General features: G+C 60.5%; 21 protein-coding genes. 11 read left to right on the forward strand and 10 right to left on the reverse strand.

Annotation, left to right across the window (positions count from 1 at the left end):
• Positions 1 to 36 precede the first annotated feature (36 nt).
• The 3 genes from NKH13_RS01615 to NKH13_RS01625 form a co-directional block, all read right to left on the reverse strand.
• A complete protein-coding gene (locus NKH13_RS01615) occupies positions 37 to 537 on the reverse strand; it encodes a DUF6496 domain-containing protein (RefSeq protein ID WP_352910077.1) in 501 nt (166 codons plus the stop codon).
• Between the two features lie 122 nt (positions 538 to 659).
• Complete coding sequence (locus NKH13_RS01620) at positions 660 to 1,244, reverse strand: dienelactone hydrolase family protein (protein ID WP_352910079.1); 585 nt, start codon at positions 1,242 to 1,244, stop codon at positions 660 to 662.
• Positions 1,245 to 1,348: 104 nt separating this feature from the next.
• On the reverse strand, positions 1,349 to 2,083 hold the full coding sequence (locus tag NKH13_RS01625) for a phosphoribosyltransferase (protein ID WP_352910080.1): 735 nt from the start codon (positions 2,081 to 2,083) through the stop codon (positions 1,349 to 1,351).
• 305 nt (positions 2,084 to 2,388) lie between these two features.
• Between NKH13_RS01625 and NKH13_RS01630 the strand changes: the two genes are divergently transcribed.
• A complete protein-coding gene (locus NKH13_RS01630) occupies positions 2,389 to 2,799 on the forward strand; it encodes a CBS domain-containing protein (RefSeq protein ID WP_352458287.1) in 411 nt (136 codons plus the stop codon).
• An 89-nt stretch (positions 2,800 to 2,888) separates the two neighbouring features.
• Here the strand turns inward: NKH13_RS01630 and NKH13_RS01635 are convergent, their stop codons facing one another.
• Complete coding sequence (locus NKH13_RS01635) at positions 2,889 to 3,446, reverse strand: Hsp20/alpha crystallin family protein (protein ID WP_352910082.1); 558 nt, start codon at positions 3,444 to 3,446, stop codon at positions 2,889 to 2,891.
• 188 nt (positions 3,447 to 3,634) lie between these two features.
• On the opposite strand from NKH13_RS01635, the gene NKH13_RS01640 reads away from it, so the two are divergent.
• Entirely contained in the window at positions 3,635 to 4,072 is a 438-nt protein-coding gene (locus NKH13_RS01640) for a DUF2267 domain-containing protein (protein ID WP_352714257.1), read from the forward strand.
• Positions 4,073 to 4,120: 48 nt separating this feature from the next.
• The gene (locus tag NKH13_RS01645; RefSeq protein WP_352471470.1) at positions 4,121 to 4,591 is read left to right on the forward strand and encodes a YbhB/YbcL family Raf kinase inhibitor-like protein; all 471 of its coding nucleotides are present in this window, start codon (positions 4,121 to 4,123) and stop codon (positions 4,589 to 4,591) included.
• A gap of 24 nt (positions 4,592 to 4,615) precedes the next feature.
• Here the strand turns inward: NKH13_RS01645 and NKH13_RS01650 are convergent, their stop codons facing one another.
• Together NKH13_RS01650 and NKH13_RS01655 are read right to left on the reverse strand one after the other, a co-directional pair.
• The gene (locus NKH13_RS01650; RefSeq protein WP_352910083.1) at positions 4,616 to 6,091 is read right to left on the reverse strand and encodes an FAD-dependent oxidoreductase; all 1,476 of its coding nucleotides are present in this window, start codon (positions 6,089 to 6,091) and stop codon (positions 4,616 to 4,618) included.
• Positions 6,092 to 6,295: 204 nt separating this feature from the next.
• Entirely contained in the window at positions 6,296 to 7,141 is an 846-nt protein-coding gene (locus NKH13_RS01655; RefSeq protein ID WP_352910084.1) for a hypothetical protein, read from the reverse strand.
• 177 nt (positions 7,142 to 7,318) lie between these two features.
• Here NKH13_RS01655 and NKH13_RS01660 point away from each other — a divergent pair, with 177 nt between their 5' ends.
• On the forward strand, positions 7,319 to 8,371 hold the full coding sequence (locus tag NKH13_RS01660) for an alpha/beta fold hydrolase (RefSeq protein WP_352910086.1): 1,053 nt from the start codon (positions 7,319 to 7,321) through the stop codon (positions 8,369 to 8,371).
• 650 nt (positions 8,372 to 9,021) lie between these two features.
• On the opposite strand, the gene NKH13_RS01665 is transcribed toward NKH13_RS01660, so the two are convergent.
• From NKH13_RS01665 to NKH13_RS01680, 4 genes are all read right to left on the reverse strand, one after another.
• Positions 9,022 to 9,699, reverse strand: a complete 678-nt coding sequence (locus tag NKH13_RS01665; protein ID WP_352910089.1) for a glycosyltransferase family 9 protein — start codon at positions 9,697 to 9,699, stop codon at positions 9,022 to 9,024.
• A 510-nt stretch (positions 9,700 to 10,209) separates the two neighbouring features.
• The gene (locus NKH13_RS01670; RefSeq protein WP_352910092.1) at positions 10,210 to 13,452 is read right to left on the reverse strand and encodes an efflux RND transporter permease subunit; all 3,243 of its coding nucleotides are present in this window, start codon (positions 13,450 to 13,452) and stop codon (positions 10,210 to 10,212) included.
• Positions 13,449 to 14,519 carry an efflux RND transporter periplasmic adaptor subunit gene (locus NKH13_RS01675; protein WP_352910779.1) on the reverse strand — a complete coding sequence of 357 codons (1,071 nt, stop codon included), beginning with the start codon at positions 14,517 to 14,519 and terminating at the stop codon, positions 13,449 to 13,451. The genes NKH13_RS01670 and NKH13_RS01675 overlap by 4 nt, the downstream gene beginning before the upstream one ends.
• On the reverse strand, positions 14,519 to 15,865 hold the full coding sequence (locus NKH13_RS01680; RefSeq protein ID WP_502914226.1) for an efflux transporter outer membrane subunit: 1,347 nt from the start codon (positions 15,863 to 15,865) through the stop codon (positions 14,519 to 14,521). The genes NKH13_RS01675 and NKH13_RS01680 overlap by 1 nt, the downstream gene beginning before the upstream one ends.
• A gap of 506 nt (positions 15,866 to 16,371) precedes the next feature.
• Here NKH13_RS01680 and NKH13_RS01685 point away from each other — a divergent pair.
• The 7 genes from NKH13_RS01685 to NKH13_RS01715 all read left to right on the forward strand — a co-directional run bounded on the left by NKH13_RS01685 (position 16,372) and on the right by NKH13_RS01715 (position 25,927).
• Entirely contained in the window at positions 16,372 to 17,127 is a 756-nt protein-coding gene (locus NKH13_RS01685) for a response regulator (RefSeq protein WP_352910097.1), read from the forward strand.
• Positions 17,124 to 18,539: a sensor histidine kinase gene (locus tag NKH13_RS01690; RefSeq protein WP_352910098.1), complete on the forward strand. Its 1,416-nt coding sequence runs from the start codon at positions 17,124 to 17,126 to the stop codon at positions 18,537 to 18,539. The genes NKH13_RS01685 and NKH13_RS01690 overlap by 4 nt, the downstream gene beginning before the upstream one ends.
• Before the next feature lie 1,175 nt (positions 18,540 to 19,714).
• Positions 19,715 to 20,674, forward strand: a complete 960-nt coding sequence (locus tag NKH13_RS01695; RefSeq protein WP_352910100.1) for an aspartyl/asparaginyl beta-hydroxylase domain-containing protein — start codon at positions 19,715 to 19,717, stop codon at positions 20,672 to 20,674.
• A 224-nt stretch (positions 20,675 to 20,898) separates the two neighbouring features.
• On the forward strand, positions 20,899 to 21,765 hold the full coding sequence (locus tag NKH13_RS01700) for a MipA/OmpV family protein (RefSeq protein ID WP_352910103.1): 867 nt from the start codon (positions 20,899 to 20,901) through the stop codon (positions 21,763 to 21,765).
• 232 nt (positions 21,766 to 21,997) lie between these two features.
• Positions 21,998 to 22,489 carry a class I SAM-dependent methyltransferase gene (locus tag NKH13_RS01705; protein ID WP_352910781.1) on the forward strand — a complete coding sequence of 164 codons (492 nt, stop codon included), beginning with the start codon at positions 21,998 to 22,000 and terminating at the stop codon, positions 22,487 to 22,489.
• Between the two features lie 177 nt (positions 22,490 to 22,666).
• Entirely contained in the window at positions 22,667 to 24,292 is a 1,626-nt protein-coding gene (locus tag NKH13_RS01710) for a GMC family oxidoreductase (protein ID WP_352910105.1), read from the forward strand.
• A gap of 462 nt (positions 24,293 to 24,754) precedes the next feature.
• Positions 24,755 to 25,927 (forward strand): patatin-like phospholipase family protein, encoded by a 1,173-nt coding sequence (locus tag NKH13_RS01715; RefSeq protein WP_352910108.1) that lies wholly within the window; start codon positions 24,755 to 24,757, stop codon positions 25,925 to 25,927.
• Positions 25,928 to 25,951: the final 24 nt, after the last annotated feature.

A 25,951-nucleotide genomic window follows, 5' to 3' on the forward strand; every position in this document is an offset into this window, starting at 1 on the left:
GATCGGGTTTCCTGGAGGCGAACTGCCGTCTTTGAACTATGCGTGGTGTGCCCGCGTTCTGGCGGCCTTCTGCGCCGCCGCCTTCCTTCCGCTGGCGCCTTTCGTCTCGGCGGCTTTCCTTGCGGCTGCGGAACGCTCCTCGGCCGTCCGGCGCGAGGCCGCACGCTTGGCCTGCTGCGCCAGCGCCTCGTGCGACGCCGTGCTCTTCGGCTCGTGCTCGAGCACCTTAGAGACGGCTTTCGAGACCCGCGGGCGGCGTTTCGGCTTGCGTTCGCCCTGGCCGGCCTCATAGGCGTATTCGGCGCTTTTGCGCGTGCTCTCCTTCACCTTGCCCTTTTTGGGTGGGGGCAGGTCTACACCTGCGCGTCTCGCCTCGGAAAGCCCGATGGCGATAGCCTGCTGTGTCGAGCGCGCGCCGTGCTCGCCGCGGCGGATTTTATCGATCTCCTCGTGCACGAACTCGCCGGCCTGCGTGCTCGGCGATTTGCCCTCGCGCTTGTCCTTTCGGGCCTTCTCTATGGTTTTCTTGTCCGGCATTGTCTTTCTCCCACATACGGGCTGCGACAGCCATTCGGGTTGCAGCTGCGCGCGGTCTTATGAGGATCATAACGCGTTGAGGACGCAAATGATCCCGGCACTGGTGAGCCACGCCCCGGCTGTCAGGACGTCGACGCCGATCTGTCCGAAATCAGATGGCGCAAGAACCATTGGGTAGCGAGATCCGCGACTTCGTCCAGGGCGCCGGGTTCTTCGAACAGATGTGTCGCGCCAGGGACGATGGCGAGCTCCTTCTCGCTGCGGAGCGCCGCCAGCGCCGAGCGGTTGAGCGCGATCACTTGCGTGTCCGCGCCTCCGACGACGAGCAAGGTCGGCGCCCGAACGCGCGGCAGGGCGAGCGCTGCAAGATCGGGCCGGCCACCACGCGAAACCACGGCCGCGGCCTGGTCGGGCCGCTCGGCCGCCGCCACCAGGGCGGCACCGGCGCCCGTGCTCGCGCCGAAATAGCCAAGACGCAACCCCGATGTGTCCGGCGAGGCATCGAGCCAATCCGTGACGCCGACCAGCCGGTCGGCGAGCAGTCCGATATTGAAGCGCAACTCGGCCGTGACCTGGTCGATCCGCTCCTCTTCGGCCATCAACAGGTCGACGAGGAAGGTGGCGAGGTTCGCCTCGTTCAGCCTTCCGGCCACGTAGCGGTTGCGCGGGCTGTGGCGGCTGCTTCCGCTGCCGTGGGCGAAGAGCACAAGGCCACGAGCATCCGAGGGCAACGAAAGATTGCCCTCAAGCGTGACAGGCCCCACGGGAACATGCACGATGTGCTCGCTATGCCGGTGCATATCCACCTCCGCTATGTCGATCTGGTACCAGGCACCGGACCCGCGCTCGCGCGCCCGGCCAATTCTTCTTCGGAAGCGGCAGGCTTGTCGGAAGCCGCAGGCTTGGGCACGCAGCTGGCGAGGAGCGCGCGGACCTCTTCATCGCTCGTTTGTGAGAAATCCACGTACCAGCGCCCGACACCCAGCAACGGCTCTGGTGTCGTCGCGCAAACGACCTCGTCGGCGTCCGCCCGCATCGCGTCGCAAGTGTCGGGGCTACCGACGGGAACGGCCGCGACAATATGGGCGGCGTGGTTTTTTCGCAGCGCCTTGATCCCGGCCCGCATGGTCGATCCGGTCGCAAGCCCGTCATCCACGAGGATAATGGTCCGTCCATTCAACTGCGGTGGGGGGCGCCCGTCCCTATAGAGGTGCTCGCGGCGCAGAAGCTCTTTTTCCTCCTTTGCGGCGACCGCGTCGATGACATGTGGCGGGATCGCGAGACCGCTGACGATTTCGTCGTTCAGGACACGTACGCCTGAGGGCGCAATCGCCCCCATGGCCAGTTCCTCGTGACCGGGGACGCCGAGCTTGCGCACGACGAAGACGTCGAGCGGTGCCTTGAGTGCCCGCGCGACCTCGTAGCCGACCGGCACGCCGCCTCGGGGCAGCGCCAATACGATCACGTCGTCGCGGCCGGCAAAGCGAACGAGCTCCCCGGCGAGTCGCCGCCCGGCCTCGCGGCGATCTGAAAAGATGATAGCCATGACCTTCAATCCGCGTGCATCTGTTTTCCCGGTAGATGTTTTGTCACCAGCCTGCGGCCACATGCCGTGGGATGGCTGCGGCACCGGTACCATTTTGGAACTCGCTCGCTGCCTGGACGTTCCAAGAATAGTTTCGATCGCGAGGTGCCGGCACCGGCACGGGTTAGCGCGGATCGGGAAGATCGAAGATAGCGATCCGTACATGCCTCGTCCGGCGATTTCGCGATGCGCGGCAACAGGCGCGTCTGGCGGCTTGTTGCCTCAGCAATCAGAGAGAGGAATGTCCCATGCAAGTTCAGGAGATCATGAGCCGTCGGACCGAACTGGTCGGCCCGAACACTACAATCAGGGATGCCGCCCGGAAAATGCGGGCCGACAATCTCGGCGCCCTTCCGGTCGGCGAGAATGACAGGCTGGTCGGCATGGTGACAGACCGCGACATCGTGATGCGCGGTGTCGCCGAGGAGCGCTCAGCCGGCAACACGACCGTTCGCGAGGTCATGTCCGAGCATGTCTATTGGTGCTTCGACGACGCCGATATCACCGATGCGGCGAAGATCATGGCCAAGCATCAGGTGCGTCGTCTTCCGGTGATCAACCACGACAAGCGCCTCGTCGGCGTCATTGCCCTGGCCGACCTCGGGCGGACCGATAAGGAAGCCGCCAAAATCGCTCTCGAAGGCGTTTCCGAGGCAACGGACGATCCCCGGCGCTAGACGCTCGCCTGAGCGGTTGCCGCCGTGCTCGCCGTTCTCCCTCCCTCGGGGGTGAACGCAGCCTGCTCAGGCAGCCTTCAGTTTGGCTACTATCGCGCTTTCACTTCTATGCGGCGTGTCTTGTCCTTTGCAGCGGGATTCTTCGGAAGCTCGACAGTCAAAACGCCGTTCCTGAAAGTGGCCTGCACCTTGTCGGCATCGATCTCCGCTTCCAGGGGGATCGTCCGCTGAAACCGGCCATAACTGCGTTCGCTGTAGGTGTGGCCGCGGTCGCTTTCCTTGTGCTCCGAACGCTTCTCGCCCGTAATGGAGAGGGTGTTGTCGCGCAGCTTGAGCTCAACATCCTTCTGCTCGAGCCCCGGCAATTCGGCGGTGACCTTATAGGCTTGGTCTGTTTCATATACGTCGACGCTCGGCCAAAGATCGCTGGCCGTAGTCGCTTCGGCCATTGGCGCAAAGAAGTCGTCGAACAGGCGATCGATCTGCCGGTGGAATGACGTGAGTGGGTCTCGCGCGGACGGGTAGAGGCTGCGCGATGGCGTCCTGGGCGCCAAATCGTGATGTGCCATGGTTCTTCTCCTGTTTTTCGTGTCTGCATCACTCGTCGCCATGTGATCGGCGACGGCAAACAAAACTCGTCCACCCATGAGGATGTTCCGAGCGTCGGCCAAGAAAGGCGGTCGAAAAAACAGCGGCAAAAAGCCGGCCCGAATCCCCTCATGACGAAACCTCCGACAATGAATGCGCACCAGGACATGCGCATCGGGGAACAACGGGCAGGCACGGCTGTTTGGTCATATCAGCCTAGTCGGATTTGAATGGAAGGAGGATTTCGATGAACGCCACCGGACTCGACGTATTCGACAAGACACTGCAGACCACGAACATCTGGCTCGACGAGATCATGGACGAGATTGGACCGGATCGGCAGGTCGCCTGGCACGTTCTCGGCGCGGTGCTGCACGCCCTGCGCGACCGTATGCAACCGGATCTTGCAGCCCACCTAGGCTCGCAGCTGCCGATTCTGGTGCGCGGCGCCTTCTATGACCAATATCAGCCTTCCAAAGCTCCCGAGAAGATGCGGTCGCTCGACGAGTTTCTGGCCAAGATCAAGGCGGAGCTGGAATTTGCCCGTCCGGTCGATTCCAAGGATGCATTCAGGGTCGTGTCCAAGGTGCTCGCCCATCACGTCGGAGAAGGACAGATGCACAAGGTCTGGGAATCCCTGCCAGGAGAGATAAGACGCGTCGCTGAAGCTCAGCAAGCGGCGTGAACGGCGCCGCGCGGGTTTCTCGGTCGCAACCTTCTTGGGGAGATAGCAATGCCACTCACCCTTATCAGCCCGGCGTTCCGGGCAGGCGGAAGAATTCCCGAAAAATATGCGCGTGACGGCCAGAACGTCTCGCCGCCGCTGAAGTGGTCCGGTGTCCCGGATGGTACCAAGAGCCTTGTTCTTGTCGTGCGGGATCCCGATGCGCCAAGCGGGATTTTCGGGCACTGGGCGGTGTTCAATATCCCGCCGGATGCCGGCGGACTCGCCGAGGCCGAAGACGGCAAGCCCGGTCCATCGGCCCTCAGGCAAGGCACCAACGATTTCGGCAATGCCTATTACGATGGTCCGCAGCCGCCTGCAGGGCATGGCGTCCACCATTACCACTTTCTGCTGGCCGCGCTCGATGTGCCGAGCCTCAGCGTTCCGGGGCAGGCGGGCGTGCATCAGGTCTGGAAGCAAGCCCAGAAACACGCATTGGAGGAGACGGAGTTGGTCGGAACCTACGAACGGCCGGCGTGACGCGGGCCGTGCCGGTCGCCGCCTTCACAATGTAATCTGGGCAAGCGGTTTTCGGGCAGGGCCGTGGATGACCGAACCGTCGGCGGCGAAGATCGAGCCGTGGCAGGGACAATCCCAGGTGTGGTCCGCATTGTTCCAGGTCACGGTGCAGCCCTTGTGGGTGCACGTCGCCGAAACCGCCTGGAGTGCGCCTTCGGTGTCTCTCCACGCCGCAATCTTTTCGTCTCCCCTGACGATCACGCCACCCATGCCGGGCGCAATGTCGTGGGTGCTCGAGACGATCGATTGGCTGCGGCCATTCTTGTGGAAGCCCTCGGGATAGGGCCGCGCCGGATCGTAGAGTTTTTGCAGTGGGCTCGGGCGGTCGCAAATCAGGTCGGCGATCATCGTGCCCACGGCCGTCCCGTTGGTGATGCCCCAGGCGTTGAAGCCCGTGGCAATGTGGAAGCCGGCGGCCTTGGCGGGATCGGGTTCGCCGGCATATGGGATCCTGTCGGCCGTATCATAATCCTCGTTGCACCAGCGCCACGCGACGTCGCCGACCGGAACGTTCTTTCTTGCCCATTTTTCCAGTTCGACAAACCGCTTCGCCACGTCGCCATCCCAGCCGGTGTTGAATTTGGGGCCAAGCACGACCAGCAGCGGACCTTCGGCATCACGGCCCGTGCGGATGGAATGCGTCGGGTCGTCGATGCCGATGAACATGCCGTCGACAGGGAGGGGATCATCGAGCCGAAAGGCCATCACGGTGTGGCAGCGCGGTTGCGTCCGGTTCGCCATGCCCATGGGGCTCTTCACCGTCATGTTGGTGGCGACGACGACGTGCCCGGCATCAACGGCGCCGCCATCTGTGACGACGCGCCAGCGGCTTGCCTCGTCGATCGAGGTGGCGCGGCTGTTTTCGAAGATCCGACCGCCGCGGGCCGTCACCGCTTCCGCCAGGCCAACCAGATACATCGCCGGATTGAACTGCGCCTGATCGGGGAACCGTAATGCCGCGGCCGTTTCGAAAGGCAGCGGTGCGCGTTCGAGAACCTCGGCCCCCAGCCCGACCTGGCGCGCGGCCTCCGCCTCGGCCGCGACCTTCGCGCGCCGGCTTTCATCGCAGGTGTACGTATAGGCGTCCTTGCTCTCGAAATCGCAGACGATGGCGCAGTTGTTAACCCAATCGCGGATTTGTCGGGCGCCGGCGGAATTCGCATCGGCATAGGTCTGCGCCAGGTCCCGGCCAACGCTGTCGATGAGATGACGATAGATCAGCGCATGCTGCGTGGTGATCTTGGCCGTCGAGCGGCCGGTCACCTGTCCGCCCGTGCGCAGGCCTTCGAGGACGACCACCGACCGGCCCGCCTCGCAAAGCCGAAGCGCCGTCGTCAGCCCGACAATTCCAGCACCCACGACAACGGCGTCCGCATGGATCGAACCTTCGAGCTGGGGATAGTTCGTGGATCTGGCCGCCGCCACCCAACAGCTTCCCGGTTTTCCCAAGAGAATGGCCATTTCAACCGCGTTCCTTGCGTCTCGATGCACTTCCATCGACAACCGCGCCGGCACGGGAACGTTCCCGAGGTTCGTCGCTTTCAATCGATCTCTCGCCACCCCGGGTCAGAAAAGCACCGGGAAGATGCGAGGTGCAGGCCATCACCCAGGTGATCGCCTCGCGGTCGTATTCGTCGCCGGAGCGCCAGTCCTCGAAGAAGGCGTTCAGCCTATCGACACGCCCCGGCCAGATGCCGGCGGCCTGCAGGCCGAGCGATACGCGTAATTGGTGAAGGCGAACTTGGTATCGCGCAGCCATGGGGCGCGGCTGAAATAGCCGGGCGGGTCGACCCACATCGTTTCCAGGGTTCGCAGCGAACGCCTCGTCTGGGCGTCGGCCCACGGCTCGTCGGGAAAGAAATGGGCGAGCCACAACATCATGCCGAGGCCGAGGTCCTGCTCGATGTCGAGGGTGCGCCAATCGCGCTCCATCAGTTCACGCATTTGCGCGATCTCGGGCGCCAGTTCCTCGTCGTCGAGCATTCGGTAAGAGACGTAGCCGTCATAGGCATCCATGCTGCCGAGGCCGTAGCCGGGGTAAGGACCGCTCAAATCCTCCTGCATCTTCCAGATCACGCCGCGGCCGGGGACCACAAACGCCGGGTGAATGTCCCGCGCCAGCGTAATGCCGCGCTTGCGGTATTCCGGCTTCAGATCGCCGAGACGCGCCAGGGCGAACAGCCACATCGCCAGATAGTGGAAATACTGGCCGTCGCGATCGGCCGCTTCGCCGATCCTCAGTCCGCGCCGGCGGCCGAGCACACGCTCGACATCGGCCACCAGCCGCTCGGCCGCGTCCAGCCAGCGCTGTTCGCCAGTTTCCGTATAAAGCGAAACGTAGAGCACGACCCCGAATGCATCGGTCCACAGATACCGCAAGCCGTTGGGCCAGATGCCTTCGGCGCGCATCCAGTCGAGTTTTCGCAGGACATAGTCGACGTCACGCAGCATCGTGCCAAAGCCCGAACTGGCCGAGCCGGCCGATGTTCGGTGTCGCGCGATTGTGAGCATGCAGAATTTCGAGCATGTCTCTCCTCCGTCCGGTTGATCTGGCCAGATACCGCGAAACGATCTGATCGGGGGCGGGTTCCTTGGCCGCTTCCAACGGCGCGACCCGGGAACCCTCCGCCTGATCATGAGTTTGCGAATTGGCCTTGGACGGTGCGGGGGACCACGTGGCCCGAACTCATGCCCGGACTGGCCGAGCGGAGCAGTACAGAAAGCGACAATCGCGCGAACAAGACAAAGTGCACTGTGTCACCGTATTTGTGTTTTGGAAGTCAGTTGCCGCGTCTATTTTTCCACGGAACCTTCCAGCGAGAGCATCGTAAACAACGGGATGCGGGAGGTTGCAGCCTTTCGATCGAGGAGGCAAAGTTGCGACACCGCCAAGTCAAAGTTAACGGAGACGCCATTTTCTTTCGCGAGGACGGCCCGGCCGACGCTCCGGTGCTTCTGTTGCCGCACGGCTATCCCTGCTCGTCCTATCAGTTTCGAAGGCTGATGCCTGGACTGGCAGATCGCTGGCACACGTTCGCGCCGGATTTTCCTGGCTTCGGTTACAGCGCCACGCCCGACATGGCTGCATTCGGCTACGATTTCGATGCCTATGCCGGGTTTCTGGCGGCTTTCGCTGACGCGCTCGGCCTATCCCGCTATGCGCTGTGGCTGCACGACTATGGCTCGCAGATCGGATTGCGCCACGCCATCGCCTATCCGGAGCGCGTTGCCGCGCTTATCATCCAGAACGGCGACATCTACGAAGACGTGCTCGGCCCGAAATACGCAGCCATCAAGATGTATTGGAACGACAAGACGTCCGAGAAGCATCGCCCGCTGGAAGATGCGGTCAGCGAGGAGGGCTTCCGGCACGAGTTCATCGGTGAAGTTGGCGAGGCCGTGGCCGAGCGCGTGCCACCGGATCTGTGGAAACTCCATTGGCCTCTGATGGACACGCCAGCCCGTCGGCGGCTTGCGGTCGGCCTGATGGAGAAGCTGGAGGGGAACCTTAACTGGTTCCCGAAATACCAAGCTTATCTGCGCAAACGGCAACCGCCGACACTGATCGTCTGGGGTCCCGAGGACGGCTATATGCCGGCCGCATCGGCCCGCGCCTACAAACGCGACTTGCCGCAAGCTGAGTTCCACCTCCTCGATGGCGCCGGCCACTGGCTACTGGAAACCCATTTCGATGAGGCGCTTGCGTTGGTGCGCGACTTCCTTGCACGCGTCCACGGCTGATGACCGATGCATCCCTCGGGTAACCTATTGAAAGCATGGTGAACCGACCGGTCTGTGGCGAACCAGTCTCCGTTTGATATTTCCTGCTAACAGGCAAAAAGCAGGGTATTTGTGCGAAATGCGCGCTTTGGGCGGGCAGAACATCAATATCTTGTAGCGATGTCAGCTACTTAGTGGGAGATTTCCTGCGCGAGGCGTCAGGGAATATCGACCAGATTTGCGTGAATATTCGCGGCCGCCGGTGAATTAACAGGGAATCCGTTGTCGTTATGTGGGATGCGATTGCCGTTAGCTGGGATCGAATGTTCGTTATCCGGGAACGCGCTGCCGTCTTGCGGAAAATGAACGCGCAATAACGGTTCGAATCGCGCTTGCGAGGGAATGCAATGCTCTCACCCGGAAAGACATTGTCATAGCGCGGGAGGCGATTGTCGACTCGCAAGAGGCTATCTCAAGGCGATGAGCAGTAACCGACGGCGGGGGTGAATAGGGGTATTTTGCTGACTTGGCCGTTCATGAGACGCAGAGTGTAGTTTACGATATCTCGGTTCTGGATCGAGGCCCGGCTTTGATCTGATGGACCTAGGCCGCTCGCCGTCGATCCGGCCAGTTGTTAGGTCCGCCGCTTCAACGAACTAGCTGAGCTGAGCTTAACGATTCGGTATTGATTTGAGCGTTTCGAACTCGATCAGGTCGAGGGTAGCTGTGGTGACCTCCTCTACTCGCACGCGATGCACACAGTAGACGCCACCGGGATTGTTCGGCTTGCACAAGTTGGGAGCAGCGCATTGGCAGGGCAGCCGAGGCGCCACGATCCGATGCGGAACTCCGAGCGGCCCCCATATGTCCGGCGGTGTCAAGCCGTAAAGGCCGACGACAGGAGTCCCTACTGATGCCGCCAGATGCATGGGACCACTCTCATTTCCTAGAAAGATAACGGCGTCGCCAAGCAATGCCGTCAGTGTTTCAAGCGAGACCTTCCCAACCACGCTCGCCACAGGTGACACAGCCAATGCGAGTATTGTCTGCTCGGCTGTTGTCTCGTCCCGGCCACCAATCAGCAAAGACCGAAGGCCGGTGGCGGCATAGACTTCATCGATTGCCGCTGCAAACCGCTCCGGTTGCCAGCATCGCCCCTCAAATCGTGCCCCTGCATGGACGACGATATAGGCGTTTTTGACCAAACTCCTTTGCGCCAGGATTTGTGCGCTTTCACTTTGAGCGGCGCATGTGGGCACAAGCCTTGGTGTGGAGTCAGCGAGGTCAATGTTGAGAGCCTTTAGAGGAGAAAGATATTCGGTACAGATAGTGGATGCCGCCGTGACCACAGGTGGCGGCGTAAACGTTTGCCGGTTGAACCTCCCAGAATCTCAGTGGCCTCTCGGGAGGATCGAAGCCAACCCGCAGCGGCGCGTCGAGCAATCGGTGCAGAATCCTGGATGTCTTGGAATCACTCAGATCAATAGTGAGATCGTACCTTCGTTGGCGGAGATCAGAGACCAAGCTCAGATACGCTCTTAGCCGCTGGAAGAGGCTCTTTCCCTTGCCGCGGCGGTCGAACCCGATTGCTTCGTCCGCGATGTTTTGGCTGACTATGAACCGCCGAAGACCGGGGGCGCAAAGCATGGTCACGGTGGCATCCGGGTAGGCGAGACGTAGATTGCGCACCAAAGCTGACGTCAAAACAACGTCACCAATATACTTTGTCTGAATGATGAGAATGGACTTGACGGACAGCTGGCCAGTCGTAGCAGGCGCTCGCGATCTGCACCCGCCATGGCCGAATAGACGGACAGCGCGGCTAGCCAATGCGGCCAAAGTGCTAGCACTCATCGGCCTCAATTCCGACGCGCGGGTCGTTCGGCAGGAGGATGAGAAAGTCCGTCCGCTGGCGTGGCAGGCCAGTTCGATCCCGCGCCTGTTTCACGAAGGCCGGATCGTAGTCGAGGTGCGTCCCAGGACCGCTCCCGCCGAAGCGGTGCCTCGAACTGCACTGCGTCTTCAGGTGTGGAAGCCGGCGAGGTCTCATGCTCTCCTAGGGCGGCAAGCCGTTTGAGAAGCCTGAGAAAGTCATCGACGAAGGTGAAGATGACGGGGATCGCGACGAGGCTAAAGACGGTGGAAGTCATCAGGCCGCCGATGACAACAATTGCCATGGGTTGACGGAAACTGGAGTCGCCGCCGCTGAGACTGAGGGCTACCGGAAGCATGCCGCCGCCCATCGCGATCGTCGTCATCACGATCGGGCGAGCGCGCTTGTGGCAGGCGTCGACCAGGGCGTCGAAGCGTGAGAGGCCAGCGCGGCGTGAGATGATCGCGTATTCGACCAGCAGGATCGAATTCTTCGTCACTACGCCCATCAGCATGAGCAGCCCGATCACCACCGGCATGGAAAAGCTCGTGCCGGTCAGCACCAACGGCATCAGGGCGCCGCCGAGAGACAGTGGAAGCGCCATAAGGATCGTGACCGGTTGAAGGAAGTCGTGGAATAGGAGGACCAGCACGGCATAGATACAGAATATTCCGATCCCCATAGCGATGGCGAAACTGCCAAAGAGCTCGGAGCTGCGCTCTAATTCTCCTTGCTCGACGAGCCGGACGCCTTCCGGGAGGTTGCGAAGGGCAGGCAATGCCTGTGCCTCGCGATAGACGTCGCCGAGGATGCGCCCGTTCAACTCGAGCGATAGCGTGACATTTCGCGAGCGGTCGATGCGGCTGATTTCCGACGGGCTGCCGCCGATGCTGATCTCGGCGACCGAGCCAACATCGACGCTGCCCCTGGCGCCGGCAACGCGAAGATTGGCAATGTCATCAAACGTCGTCCGGTTGCTGGGGTCAAATCGGACACGGATAGGAAGCTGGCGCTGTGGCAGGTTGAGCTTCGCGAGCGAAGAGGAATAGTCGCCGTTGGTTGCCACGCGAACCGCCTCGGAAATCGCTTCCGCCGTCACGCCGAGAGCGGCCGCGCTGTCGAGGTTCGTGACGATCTGGATTTCCGGCGCCTGCAGGGAGGCACTGGAGGTGACCGCGCCGACTCTCCTGAGGGTGCGCAGTTGCTCTTCGAGCGCGCCGGCTGCCTGGCCGAGCGCATCGGAATCGTCGCTCGCCAACGTGATCTCCAATGTCGTGCCGTTGCCGCCCGTCCCCACAGCGATCCTGGTGCCGGGAAGGACGGAAAGTGCCTGCCGGATATCATTCTCGATCTCGGTCTGCGTGCGGGTGCGATCGCCGATCTTCTTGAGATCGACCACGAGCGAAGCGGCCCCCGTATCGGCGGTCGTCGAGGAATCGATCAAGTCATTCGAAGAGACGCTTCCCACGGAGGAGAACACATGCGTCACGTCCGGCAGTCGGGAAACGATCTCGGCGGCTCGCCGCGTGATCGCCTCCGTCTGCCCAATGGTGCTGCCAGGTTGCAGCGTCAAGGTGACTTGCGTCTGCGCATCATCCGAAGCGGGCAGAAAGCCGGAACTGAGGAACGGGATCGTCGACATGGAAAGGCCGAGAAACAGCATGACGCCAAGGACCGTTAGTTTGCGGCGCTGCAGGCAGATTCTGACGACGGCCATGTAGGCGCGCATGATCCAGCCGTCCTTTGCCTCGACGGGATGCGCTTTCATCATGTAGGCGGCCATCATCGGCGTCAGCAGGCGCGCGACGACCAGTGAGGCGAGGACCGCCACGGCTGCCGTCACCCCGAACTGACGGAAGATCAGGCCGGGAATACCGCTCATGAAGGCAGTCGGCAGGAAGACGGCGACGAGCGTGAAGGTCGTGGCGATGACGGCAAGGCCAATCTCGTCGGCGGCCTCAAGCGCGGCCTCCTTCGGGTGTTTGCCCATTTGCAGATGGCGCGCGATGTTCTCGATTTCGACAATCGCATCATCGATCAGGATGCCGACCACGAGAGAGAGCGCGAGCAGCGTCACCGTGTTGAGGCTGAAATCCGCCAGATACATCACAAGAAAGGTCGGAATGACCGATAGTGGCAGCGCAACCGCCGAAAGGACAGTCGCCCTCCAGTCGCGCAGGAAGAGCCAGACCACGACGATCGCGAGGATGGCGCCCTCGTAGAGCATGTGCATGGAGCCGTCATAGTTTTCAATGATCGGCCCGGTCGTGCTGTAGGCCTCGACGATCTCAACATCGGGCTTGGCGGCGGCGAAGTTCTGCATGCCAGTCCGGATGGCTGCCGCGACGCCCGTATCCGAAAAGCCGTTCGAGCGTTTGACCTGCACTGCGATCACCGGCTCGCCATCGAGATAGGCGATGGACCCCCGGTCAGCGAAGCTGTCCGTAACGGTGCTGATCTCGTCGAGACGCACCAGGGCGCCACTTGGGAGCGGGATAGCGAGCGCCCTTAATGCCTCAATCGAAGAAACCGCGCCGAGCGTGCGGATCACCTGCTTGCTGCCGCCGATTTCCGCCCGGCCGCCAGAAGCGTCCGACTGCATGGATTTGAGCCGCGCGGAAACGGTTGCGGCGCTGAGGCCGAGCGAACTCATGAGTTGGGGATTGAGATCGATCTGCACCTCACGATTGATGCCGCCAATGCGGCTGACCTGGCCGACGCCGGGCACGGCAAGTAAGGCCTTTGTCATGTCGTTGTCGACGAACCAGGAGAGTTCCGTCTCATTGAGGCGGACGGAGCGCACGGCATAAGTAAGGATCGGTGAGCCTTGCACCGTCGTTTTCGTCACGCTTGGTGTCTGCATCTGGGCAGGCAGGTCGCCGCTCATACCGTCGACGGCATTGCGCACCTCGTTCAGCGCTGCCTCGCCGTCCTTCTCCAACTGAAATGAGACATTGATGCTGACCGCGCCGTCCGTAATCGTGGTAGTGACATGCTCTAGGAGGCTCAGAGAGGCGAGCTTGTCCTCGATCTTGCGCGCGACTTCGGTTTCGAGTTGGGCCGGTGCGGCACCTTCGAACGCGGCGTTGATCTGGACAGTCGGCAGCACCATGTCGGGGAAATTCTGTACCGCTAAGCGATCGAAGGCGAGCAGGCCGCTAACGGTGAGTAGGATGAATAGCAGGATTGCGGGAACCGGATTGCGGATCGACCAGGCGGAAAAGTTCATCGTGCGTCCTCCTCTACCCGGACAAGAGCCCTGTCCGAAAGGAAGGCGCCGCCCGCCGTCACCACGTCGGCCCAGGGATCAAGGCCCGAGAGGATCTCCACTTCGCTGCCATTGCGGCGGCCGGTTTCAACACGGACGCGTGACGCACGCCTGTCTGTATCCACGGTGAAGACGTAAGCGATGCCATCACGCATCACGAGCGCCGTCTCGGGCACGGTGACGGCCTGCGTGGTCGCAAGCTCAATCTGGCCGGTGACGTAGAGGCCGATGGGCGGGTGCGCGTCCGCCGGCAGCGCCACATAGGCGAGCACCCTTCCGGTATCGGTGCTGACCGTCGGCCCGACGAGCCGCACGGTCCCTTTGACGCGCCCCTCCGGGCTGATGATCGTGGCGGTCAGGCCTTCTTTGATGCGAGGCAAATAGCGTGCAGACACTTCCGCCTGCCACTCGACGCGCTGCTGGCGCACGAGACGGAATAGCTCCGTGCCGGAGGAGACGACAGCGCCGAGTTGGACCGAACGGGCGGTGATCAGCCCGTCGTCCGGTGCCATAATGGTCGTCTGAGCAAGCTTGATCCTCTGGCTTTCCAGCGAGGCTTCGGCGGATTCGACACTCGCGGTCGCAGTCTGCTCGGCGATCAGGTATTCAGTGATCTTCTCCTCAGAAAGCGCACCGCTTCCCTGCACCTTGCGTGCTCGGTCCGCACTAGCCCTGGCTTTTGCGAGGTCCGCCTTCGCACTCGCCAGCACAGCCTCTTCCTTGCGCAGTTCCGCGCGCACCGTTTCGTCGGCCAGCCGAACGAGGGGCTGATCCTTCAAGACGACCGACCCGACATCAGCAAGGACATCGGTCACACGCAGGCCGCCGATTTCCGCGGCAATGACCGCTTCGTGCCAAGGCTTCAGCCAGCCGCTGGCCGGTATCGTTTCAGGCCACTGGCGTTCCGCTGGCTTTGCCACTGCGACGGTAAGCGCTGGCGCCTCGTTCTGTTGCGCAAGTGCAATCTCTGCCGCGAAAACAAGAGTTCCGCTCAGGAAAGCGGCGAGGAGAAAAGGTGAAGATCGCATCAGAGCAGGTTTTCTTTCAATTCTTGCGGCAGGTCCCTGGGTGTGGAGGCGCTCGCATCCCAGCCGCCGCCGAGCGCCTTGTAGAGGGCGATCCAATAGCGCACGGAGTCACGACGGATTTCGATGAGCGAGACCTCCGCCGACTGCGCCGAACGCCGGGCTTCCTCGCGGTCGAGCAGGCTTGCGCCACCGGCCTTCCAGTTCGAATCCACGGCTTTGAAGTAGGCGCGATAGTTGCGCGCCGCGACACTGGCGTCGCCGATCTGCCGTCGCGTACTGTCGATCCGCACGAGTGCGGTCTCGACTTCGGCGACCGCGTCCAGCACACCTGATTTGTAGGCGGCCACCGCCACCTTATATGCGGCTGCCGCGCTGCTCACGGCTGCCCGGCGCGAGCCGCCGTCGAAGAGCGGAATTGAGATGGCCGGGCCGAAGGACCAGGGCAGAGAGGTTCCCATCAGCGATGAACTGTCGATCGTGACCGAGCCGCTGAGGCTGAGGCTCGGATAGAGATCGGCTTTTGCCGCGCCGATCTCGGCGAGCGATGCGGCGACCTCAAGTTCAAGGGCGTCGATGTCGGGGCGCTGCCGTAAGGCGTCGGCAGGCACAGCGGACAGCTTGAGGATCCTCGGTGCGGGTAACCCTTGCTTGCCCATCGCCAGAATATCGCGGACGTGAGGCTCGTCACCGCCAGTAAGGCGGGCCAGAGATTTGACGAGAACCTCGCACTCGGCACGCTGCGCGGTCCGTGTCGAGGCCGAGGTAGCAGCACTCGCGCGCCCTAGCGCAAGGTCGGCGCTCGACGTAAGGCCGGAGGTTGCGGCCATTTCCATTGCCCGGATCGTCTCGCGCTGCGAGGCGAGTTCGGTGGTGTAGACTTGCTCCAGCTGCCGGCAGGCACGGTACTGCACATAGTAGTCCGCCACCTCCGCCGCGAGTGAGACGCGCGCATCGTGCCAATCGGCGGTGCGCTCGTGGACCCGCAGCCGCGCAGCCTCGCTCCTCTGCCGAGTCTTGCCGAACAGATCGATTTCCCAAGAGGCGTCGAGGCTGCCGCTCGTGGTCGTGGCGCTATCGACTTGGTTCGCTTTATTACCGCCCGTTCCCGCGCGGGCGAGGGACCCCGATCCGACAACGGCGGGAAGAAGGCCGGCCCGCATGGACGCCAACGTGGCGCGCCCTCTCTCGATCTCTGCCGCAGCGGATTCGAGAGTAGGGCTTTCAGCCTGCGCCGACGCAACAAGGGCTGTCAGCGATGGATCGGAAAAGGTCGACCACCAGGACACGAGATCGCCTGCCCGGCCGCCGTGCGGAAAGGTCGCGTGCCAGACATTCGCGATCTTCAAGCCAGGTTCCTGAACGCCGGCGACGGTCGTGCAGCCTGAGACGATCAGGCACACCGCAATTCCGCTTGCACCGGCAATCCTGCGACAGGCCGCGTTCGTCGCTACCTTCGATCGGCAGGCAATGCGGTCCGGCGCGAAACTGCCAGCAAGAAAAGCCATCATGGTGACAGCCGCCCGTCGATGCATGTTTACCGCCTTGTTTCGGGCCAACCAGCTGGGGGAAGACCAAGATCTCCACTGGCAGCACCGCACATTTCGCGAATGTCCAATCGCGCCTGGGGCGGCATTAGTCCGGTTTTGTCATTGCCGTGGGTTTTGTATTGTTAAGAGTTGCTAAGACGCAGCGGCCGCCGGAAGTACCGGTGCGCGTCATTCATGGGGCCGTAGATGCAGCGGCTGTCGGGCCCGGAGGCGGCCTGTGGGGGTGCAGCAACAAAACTAAACACAATTGTTGCTGACAGCCATCATGTACTGCGTGTTATTCCGGAAGGGAAAGGGCAACGAAAATGGCCAAACCTATGGATAGCGTCGGATACAATGTCCTAACTCAAGCTTCAGCCCGAATCCTCGTCGTCGAGGATGACCGGGATATAGCGACCATGCTGATCGAGTTGATGAAGGATGCTGGTTATGCTGCCGAGACGGTCGGATCGGCGATGGAGATGGACCGCGTCTTAAGAAAGAGAGAGTTCAACCTTATTGTGCTGGACGGAATGCTGCCCGGAGAGGACGGTTTTAGCATTTGCAGAAGGATCAGGGCATCCGATACGATGCCCATCCTGATGCTCACCGCTCTGACGAAAGAGGTGGACAGGGTCGTTGGGCTTGAAATGGGTGCCGACGACTATGTCACAAAACCGTTCAGCTCCAGGGAGCTGTTGGCGAGAATAAAGGCGCTGTTGCGCCGTTCGTCGTATTCAAACCAAGTCAAGCCAAGCCAAGACCCGATGACGTTCGCGGGCTGGCGCATTGACCCTGTCACACGCGAATTAACTGACGTTGACGGTGTGCATGTGCCGCTTACGACGGCGGAATTCGATGTGCTGCTTGTGTTCTGCGAGAATCCTCGACAGGTGATGAACCGGCACGACATACTTGCGCGTACCCACGCTGGCGCTGCCGGACCTGTCGAGCGCAGCATTGATGTGCATGTGAGCCGTATCCGGCAAAAGATAGAGCCGAACTATAAGGAGCCCACTTTCATCAAGACAGTGCGGCTGGGAGGCTACATCTTCACTCCGGAGGTCGCGGTAGCCATATGATCGGTCGGTTCAGACGGGCGCCCATTCGGCTCCAGTTCGTCGTGCTCGCCGCGATCCCTATTCCGGCAGTGCTCCTTAGCGTTGTCGCGCTCTTGCCGGAGCCGTACATCTTCCAGGCCAAGCAAGTGGTTGCGGTCAGAAGCACGCAGATCGAATTGATCGTAGAGCAACTCAGAAACAGCGCGGACGATGCCGACGCCGAGAAGCTGCTGCGCGCGAGCGCTCCCACCGGTCTGGAGATGAGGATTTTACCGTGGCGTGATCCTAACGTCGGAAGCAGCCACCAAGGGGATATGCAATTCATCGCCGATGATCTCCGCGACGTGCTGCCCCCTGATTTTGAGGCCACGGTTGTTCCGCAGGATGCTGAACACAATGCCTTGGCGGTGCGTGTCGACGCCAAGCGCGGCCTCCTGGTCCGGTTCTCTGACGCCGATACCTATCCAGCCGTCTTCGGCACGATTGTCGAACTCATTGCCAAGATTCTGATGTTGATCCTGCCGATGCTTCTGCTGGTCCTCTATATCGGCGGCGTGATCACGTCGCCTCTCGTCCGCTTTGCCGAAGCTGCAAAGAGCCTGCGGCTCGACGGCAACGAGGAGCAGTTGTTCACTGTCGCAGGCGCCAAGGAGCTTCGCACCCTCGCAACGGCGCTTAACGACATGCGGCGCGGAATTCGCAAGATGGTTGATGACCGCACGCGGATGCTGACCGCAGTGAGCCACGACTTGAGAACACCACTGACGCGGCTAAGAATGCGGGTGGAGCGATCAAAGGAGATCCCGTCCAAACAAGCGATGCTTGACGATATCGCCACATTGACAGCGATGATCGAGGAAAGCCTCCAGTATCTGAGCAGCACGGCCCGCGACGAGCCGCTTCGAAAAGTTGATATTGCAGCCCTGATAAAGACAATCGTTGCCGGGTTCTCCGATGTTGGACACACGGTCATTTACGTCGGCCCCGAGAGATTCGGATATTCATGCAAGCAGAAAGGGCTGACGCGGGCAGTCACCAACATCGTGGAAAATGCCGTCAGATTCGGCGAGATCGTGCATGTCCAATTGTCCAATTTCCCGCCAAGCAAAGTGTCCATTGTTGTGCAGGACGATGGCCCCGGCCTTGCAGAAGGTCTCCACGAGAAGGCTCTAGAGCCTTTTTACAAGGCAGATGAGGCCAGATCCTCGAATACCAACAGCGGTTTTGGTCTGGGTCTTTCGATCGCGGATGAGATCGCAAAGAGCCATGGTGGCTCGCTGTTGCTCGAGAACATATCGCCGCATGGGCTACGGGCAACGATATCGTTGCCGCCGGAGCAGGTTGTTCCGGTCAAAAACAGCAAGACTGACGAGATGCAACGACACGCTTCAACGCGGCAGGCGCTCGCCAAGGGCAGGCAGTCGACCACGTAGCAGGACGCAGGATGCGTGACGTTTGACGGCCGCGTTCAAAGTCTTATCGCGGTGAGGGCGGCGTCTCCTGCGTCCGCAAGGGCTCGTCCTTGCCATGACACCGGTGCGACCGCGCCGCCGCATCCTGAAGCAGTTTCTTCATCTCTCTCAAAGAGACCCGGTCCGCACGCATCATCTGTCTTATGAGTGGGTCTTTCAGGATGTCTGCCCGCTTTAGATCGTCATGGGCCATAAACGGTCTCCGTCTTTATCGCATTCGAACGTAGCCGCGGCCGAGATCCTGGCGATGTCAAAAGCGGGACAAAACCAAGGCGGTCGATGAAGTTTTGTTGCCGGCCACCGTGGCGGGTTCGCTCCGGTCAAAAGTTCCATCAGCAACCGAAATGGCCACGGCGATCGATGAGCTTGCCTCATGCCGAGGCCGGCGCGCTCGGTCACTGCGCAAGTGTCGGCTGCTCCCTCGCCAGCCAAACCTGCCCAGCGCCTGTCTCGGCCCGACCCGATCGAAATTGCTTCATTGGGCATATTTCCGCGCGCTAACGGACGCGATTGCATAGGAGGCCTTCTCCCGAACAACCAAACATCGTGAGCTGGCTGCGGGAGAATAGTGTTTCACGATGAGATGTAAAATCGTAACATACGTTGCAAATGTGCCATCAGTTCCACACGGATCATAAATACAATTCGCGCCGAAATAGGTGGTATTTACGCAATATAAGCATATATACTTAGTAATTGTCATCTCATGATCGCAAAATACCATTGATCAATTCGACCCCATCGATAATCCCTTGCGGAGAGGCGGCGCGTCACGCTGCTTCGTGGACGGGGATCGAGGCTGAAATCTTGACCAGCTCCTTTTAACTTCACTGGAGGTCAGAAAATGAACATCAAGAGCCTGCTTCTCGGCTCAGCTGCGGCCCTGGTCGCAGTTTCCGGTGCTCGCGCCGCCGACGCCATCAGCCGGATGGTCGTCCGGCGACCGTCCGTGATGAATCGTCTGGACCGAAAACAACTCTTAACAACACAAAATCCAATGCAACGACGAATCTGGACTAATGCCGCCATCCGAACGTGCGAGCGCGCCTCGGATGAACACATTCTGTGTCTGACTTGGGTCGGCGCAACGGAAGCATCTCAACATCGCGGCAACTGGCGCATTCTGGGCAAATCTCATGCTAATTCTTGTCGTCATGGTCACGTTAGTGGCCACGAGCACCGTGTACGTCTACCGCTTCCGGGGTGAAGTTCGCTACGAAAGCCTGTCTGAATACATCCGCAAGGGATGGCCAATTTTTTCGCCGTTGAATTGTGCCTTGTACATGACAACGCTGCCGCACGGATCAAGGGCTGTTCTCGACCCGGCCGATTTTCCTGAACTCGAGGTGCTGCGTCAAAACTGGCACACCATTCGCCAGGAAGGCCTTGAACTGCTGCGCCAGAACTACTTCGACGCCACCAAACGGCCGGGCACGGCGGGAACCTATGACGTCGGCTTCCGCACGTTCTTCAAGTACGGCTGGAGCCGCTTCTACATTAAGTGGTACGGATATGAGCACCATTCAGCAAAACGCCTTTGCCCCAAGACGGTCCAGATCCTCCAGAGCGTGCCAAGCGTCCATGGAGCGATGTTCGCCTATCTTCCCAAGGGCGCGCAACTGACACGGCATGCCGATCCGATGGCCGTGTCACTGCGCTACCACCTCGGTCTTGTCACCCCGAACTCCGACGCCTGCTTTATCAATGTGGATGGCCGCAAGTTGAGTTGGCGCGACGGCGAGGCCATCATGTTCGATGAGACCTACCTGCACTTCGTGCGCAACGATACCGACTGCGATCGCCTCATCCTCATGTGCGATGTCAAAAGGCCCTTGAACCCGGTCGGTGCAGTGTTCAATTTCTTCTACGAAGGCCTGACACGAGCCACGGTGGTGCCCAATACCCCGGAAGACCATCGTGGCTTTGCCAACAGGGTCTTTGCGGGGCTCGCGCCGTTCCTAGCAGGCACCAGGGCGCTGAAGTCGACGAACCGCCCCTTGTACCTCGTCATCAAATGGTCGGTGAATACCTCGCTGTTGCTATTGGTGTTGGGGCTGATTGCCGGTGTAGCACAGTTGCTGAGCCAACTCGTCTAAAGCACAGTTTTTACTTGGCTCCTGATGTGCGTGATCTGAGCGAAGGCCGCGCGATTGTTACCCCGCCATAGCAACCAGACGAGTCGAGCCGCAACATATCTTAACATCACAAAACCCAAAGCAATCTCGTAGTCCGAGATAGTGCGTGCGCTGGAGGTACGACTGCGTCGGGCTTCCCTTTTGCCGTCTTTGAATACCTCCACCATCCCCAGGAGACGATTCGCATGCCAGCCACAAAGTCTCGCTCAACCCGCTCGCGGGATGCTCTTGTCGCCACGAGCCTCTCAGCAGTCGCTTTTTTGCCGTTCCAAGCAGGCGCAGCTGAACCGTTCGAGAATGAAGCGGCTGCAACAGCGCCCTCTGCGGATGCTGTCGACGAGAGACGGTACGGCCCCATACGCCAGAAGCTTGCCGACTGGAACGTGATGCTTGCCGCCGGAGCTATGTACGCGCCAAAATACGAAGGATCCGATGAGTTCGAACTCGTCCCGCTACCGATGATCTCCGCAACCATTGGTCGTCTTACCATTGATCCGGGCGGCCTGAGCATCGATGTGCTAGAATCCAACGATTTCAAGGTCTCGGTGAAGGGCGGCTATGACATAGGCGGAGGGCGAAAGGAAAAGGACTCCAAGCACCTGAAAGGCCTCGGTGACATTGACGGCGGCGGTGTCGTCGGAGCGCAGCTCTCATACGAAATGGGGCCGATGGAAATTTATACATCTGTCGACAGGACGTTCGGGGGCAGTGACGGCCTGATTGGTCAAATCGGCGCAAACGTTTCCCATCACTACAACGCATTTATTCTCTCTGCGGGCGCGTCGGCGACCTTCGCCGACAAAAATCACATGCAAAGCTACTTTGGGGTGACTGCTCTGCAGTCGGCAAGATCGGGGTTGCGGCAGTATGATGCAGGTGCAGGGCTTAAGCGCTTCGATATCGAAGCTTCGGTAACGTACATGGCATCGCAAAACTGGTTTGTGCGCGGGCAGGCAGGGGTTGGCTTCCTCACGGGCGACGCGAAGGACAGTCCGATTGTTCGGAAAACAGTGCAGCCTTCAGGGATGCTCATGGCGGGCTATAGGTTCTAGGACTTCCGTACCTAACTCGCGCGCTACCCCTTCGACACTTTCCGGCCAGCACCAGCCCTTAACTCTGCCGCCTGATCGGCGTTTTCCGCCTTAGGCTTACGGATAACAAATATTGCCTGTCGGTATGCGGAGCTCCGCAATGTTGGATCCCTCTACTCTATTTCGAACCTGGATGTCGGTTCCCTTCCGGACGGCCTTGCTCGTGCCTTCCGGGAGAGCTCTGGCAGTGGCAATGACTCGCGAAATAAGTTCTGCGCAGTCTCCGGTGGTTGAGCTTGGGCCCGGAACCGGTGTCTTCACCCGACAGCTTATCATACGCGGCGTGCCTCAGCAGCGCATTGCGCTCGTCGAAAATGCTGCGTCCCTTGCCCGCGTGCTACGTCGGCAGTTCCCCGCCGCCGCGTTGCTGGATATCGATGCAACGGAGTTGCGGCGATGCAATCCCTTTGACGGCGAAAAAATAGGCACGGTGATCAGCAGCCTCCCCCTTTCTACTATGCCGGCTTGGCGTGTTTTCGCCATTCTGTACGGCGCTTTTCACATTCTTCGGCCGGGAGGAGCCGTCTATCAGTTCACTTACGGCTGGCGGTGCCCAGTACCTGACACCGTTCTCGACCGGATCGGGCTTGAGGCGACGTTTATGGAATGGGTTTTCGCAAACGCGCCGCCTGCGCAGGTTTACCGGATCGCCAGAAGATCGGACGCGATCGGGAGTGAACGATGAGCTTGTCGTCAGCCATCCACCGCCGACCTAGCCCACATCAAACTGCGGACGTCAGCGGCTGGCCGCTCTGAAGACAACCTGATCCTGCAGCAGCTCAGGCGCACCGTCGACGCGATGGTGGCCTTCCCCGTTGGGCAGGGTTGCCAGGCCGTTTAACCATGGATCGAGGGAACCCAGATGATCCAAGTCGTGCGGTCCCCCAGGAAAGGAGGATACGACTACGTGGTCATCGGCTCTGGTTCGGCCGGTAGTGTGGTGGCCAGCCGATTGGCGGAGGATTCTGCCCGAACGGTCGTTCTCATTGAGGCGGGCGGGTCCGACCTGTCGATCGATGGAAGCATGCCTGCGGCCATAGGTCTTCCGTTGATAAGCGATCGGTATAACTGGAAATATTTCGGTATGCCTGAGATGAGGAGGGGCCAGGACGTCGGCGTCTATCAACCCTGCGGCAAGGTGTTGGGAGGCTCTTCGTCTATCGGCCGGATGAACTGGACGCGCGGCAACAGGGAAGACTACGACAGTTGGGCAAGCTATGGCGTTCAGGGTTGGAGTTACGATGAGGTTCTGCCGTTCTTGAAAATGTCTGAGGCTTTCGAGGGTGGCGACGATCGGTTCAGGGGGAGCCAAGGCCCGATTCAGGTTGAGCGTTCCAAAGCCGACAATCCTCTGTTCCAGGCCTTTCTTGCCGCGGGCGTTGAGGCAGGTCACGGCGTGAATCACGACCACAACGCGGCTCATCAAAGCGGCGTTCACCGCATCCAACACAACATCGGCAACGGGCGCCGAATGAGTGCGTCCTTCGCCTATCTCCACAATCGGCCGGTCCGGCCAAATCTGGATGTCTTGCTCGACGCGCGCGTAGTTCGCATCATTTTCCAGGGCCATTGTTGTGTTGCGGTCGAGGTAGTCAAAAACCGCACCCGCATCACGATCCCGGTCCATCAAGAAGCCATTTGCTGCGCAGGAGCATTAGTCTCGCCGCAACTGCTCATGCTGTCGGGTGTCGGACATGCGGACCATTTGCGACAGCTAGGCATACCGGTCGTCTCTCACTTGCCGGCAGTTGGTCAGGGATTGAGCGACCACATCTGTTTCTGTGTTGAATATGAAGTCAAGGATTCCCGCGAGTCGGACGCTCAAACCCTGCGCTTTGGTGGAGGACTTACGCCGGGTCTGGAATGGTTATTATCTCGGCGCGGCCCGCTGACCTCTGGTCTTTTCGAGGTAGGAGCGATGCTATCGTCCGATCAGACGGTGAGCCGGCCCGATATGCAGATAGAATGTCTTGCGGCGCGATCGAGCTTCGGCGCCGGTGAAATCAGCATTGCCCCAGGGTTTCAGTGTGTTGTCAGCCTTCAGCGGCCTACAAGTACGGGTCTTGTTTGGCTGAGTAGCGCCGATCCTTTTGCTCCCCCGGCCTTTCGGTTCAACTACCTACGAACAGAGCATGACCGGAAGCTCGCGGTTGTCGCACTCAGGCAATTGCGTGACTTGATGAACCAGCCCAGCATGGTGACCAAGCTCAAGGGCGAGGTCGGGGAACAGGTCGCCTGTCGCACCGATAAGACGTTGCTGTCCTGGGCAAAACGGGTCGCGAAATCCAGCTACCATTCCTCCTGCACGTTGCGTATGGGGAGTGGAGAGGGGAGTGTTGTGGACTCGTCCGGAAAAGTGCACGGGTTCGACAATCTGAGGGTGGTGGACGCATCCATCTTCCCCACGATCCCCACGGCGAATCTTTACGCGCCCACGATCATGTTGGCGGAGAAAATCTCTGCCGATCTGATCCGGGTGTCGGCGTAAGCGTCGTCGGGGACGGCCCGTGGGAGAGGGCGCGCGCTTTACAGTCAACCAAACGAACAAGGGCCAAACCGGCAGCGCACGAAACGTCCGCCATCAGGACCAGCTCAGTTCGATGCTAAGGTCGGTCGGGCAACCATCCGCATAGCACCGCCGACCGCAAGATGCGGTACTAGCCCGGCATTGGCACATTGTGCGACGATCGTCGCCAAGCCCGTTCCTTCAAAAAGTCAAACCATTGACGGTCGCGACCTTCGACTCCGCGGCGCGGCTTCCTAAGCGCAAGAGCGTTTGCCGGCGAGGATTGCAGGGCGAAACAACTCTTAACAATACAAAACCCACGGCAACGACAAATCGGGATTAATGCCGCCAGACGCGATTGCGAACAGCGGTCGCGGGTATGCCGACCGCCGGTGGCGACCTTGATGGTTCCTTCCGGCGATGGCCCGGGACAAGGCGGTAGACATGTATCGACTGGTGGCCATCGTCCTGCTGGCCTTCCTTGCGGGCTGTTTGGCGCCCGATCGCATTGTTTACGGGCCGAAGGCTGCGACGCTAGCCAGCATCCAAGGGTTCAGCGACATTCGTATTTATGCAGATTCGGCCCGGAAACTGCGCGACGCGCAAACCTGGCTGCCCATCCCGAGACACAAGGAAATCAACTACCTCGTCCTGTCGAGCGGCGGTGGCGCAGGCGCATTCAGCGTCGGGGCGCTCAAGGCTTGGTCGGACAATGGACAGCGGCCGGAATTCGACATGGTCAGCGGTGTCAGCACGGGCGCGCTAATTGCGCCCTATGCCTTCCTAGGCTCTGCCTACGACCAGCCCCTCGTGGAACTCTATACAAGCGGTGTCGCCAAGGAGTTAGTCGATGCGGATTTCCTACCGAAAGGCCTGTTCGGAGCAAGTCTCCTGAAACAGGAGCCGCTTCGCAAAATGGTCGAGCGCTATGTAACGCAAGACGTACTGGAAAAGATCGCAACTGAGCACCGCAAGGGGCGACGACTGCTTGTTTTGACCTCCAACCTCGATTCCCAAAGAGCGGTGATCTGGAACATGGGCGCCATCGCCGCCAGCGGGCGGCGCGGTTCGCTGAAACTCTTCCAGGACATACTCATCGCCTCGGCAAGTATCCCCGGCATTTATCCGGCCGTCCTCATCCGGGCCGAAGCTGGAGGGGAGGCGTTTGAAGAAATGCACTCCGACGGCGGTTCGGCGACCCAGATCCTGACGATCCCGGAGGGGTGGATAGCCAATTCGGACAAAAGCGTCCTGCCTAAGAACCTCAAGTTCAACATGTACATCATCATCAACAATGCGCTCATGCCAGAATTTACCACGACAACGAACAATACGTTTTCTGTCATGGCCAGGGCGAATTCCACCCTTGTCAAGTCACAGACCCGCAGTGCGCTGCTGGCCACTTACGTCTACGCCCAAAAGAACGGCATTCGATTTCGCGTGGCTTCGATCGACAAGCAGCTCCCCTACAGCATGACCGATCCGTTCAACACCGACTACATGCGCGCCGTTTACAACCTCGGATACACAAAAATGGCTGGTGGCAGCCTGTGGCAAGACAGGCCCGTGTTCACCGACAAGGTTGCTGCCGCTCAGCCAGCGAAACAGACGCAGTAGCCACGCGCCTGCCTCCCTCCATTC

The organism is Mesorhizobium sp. M1348 (assembly GCF_040317925.1).
Taxonomy (GTDB): domain Bacteria; phylum Pseudomonadota; class Alphaproteobacteria; order Rhizobiales; family Rhizobiaceae; genus Mesorhizobium.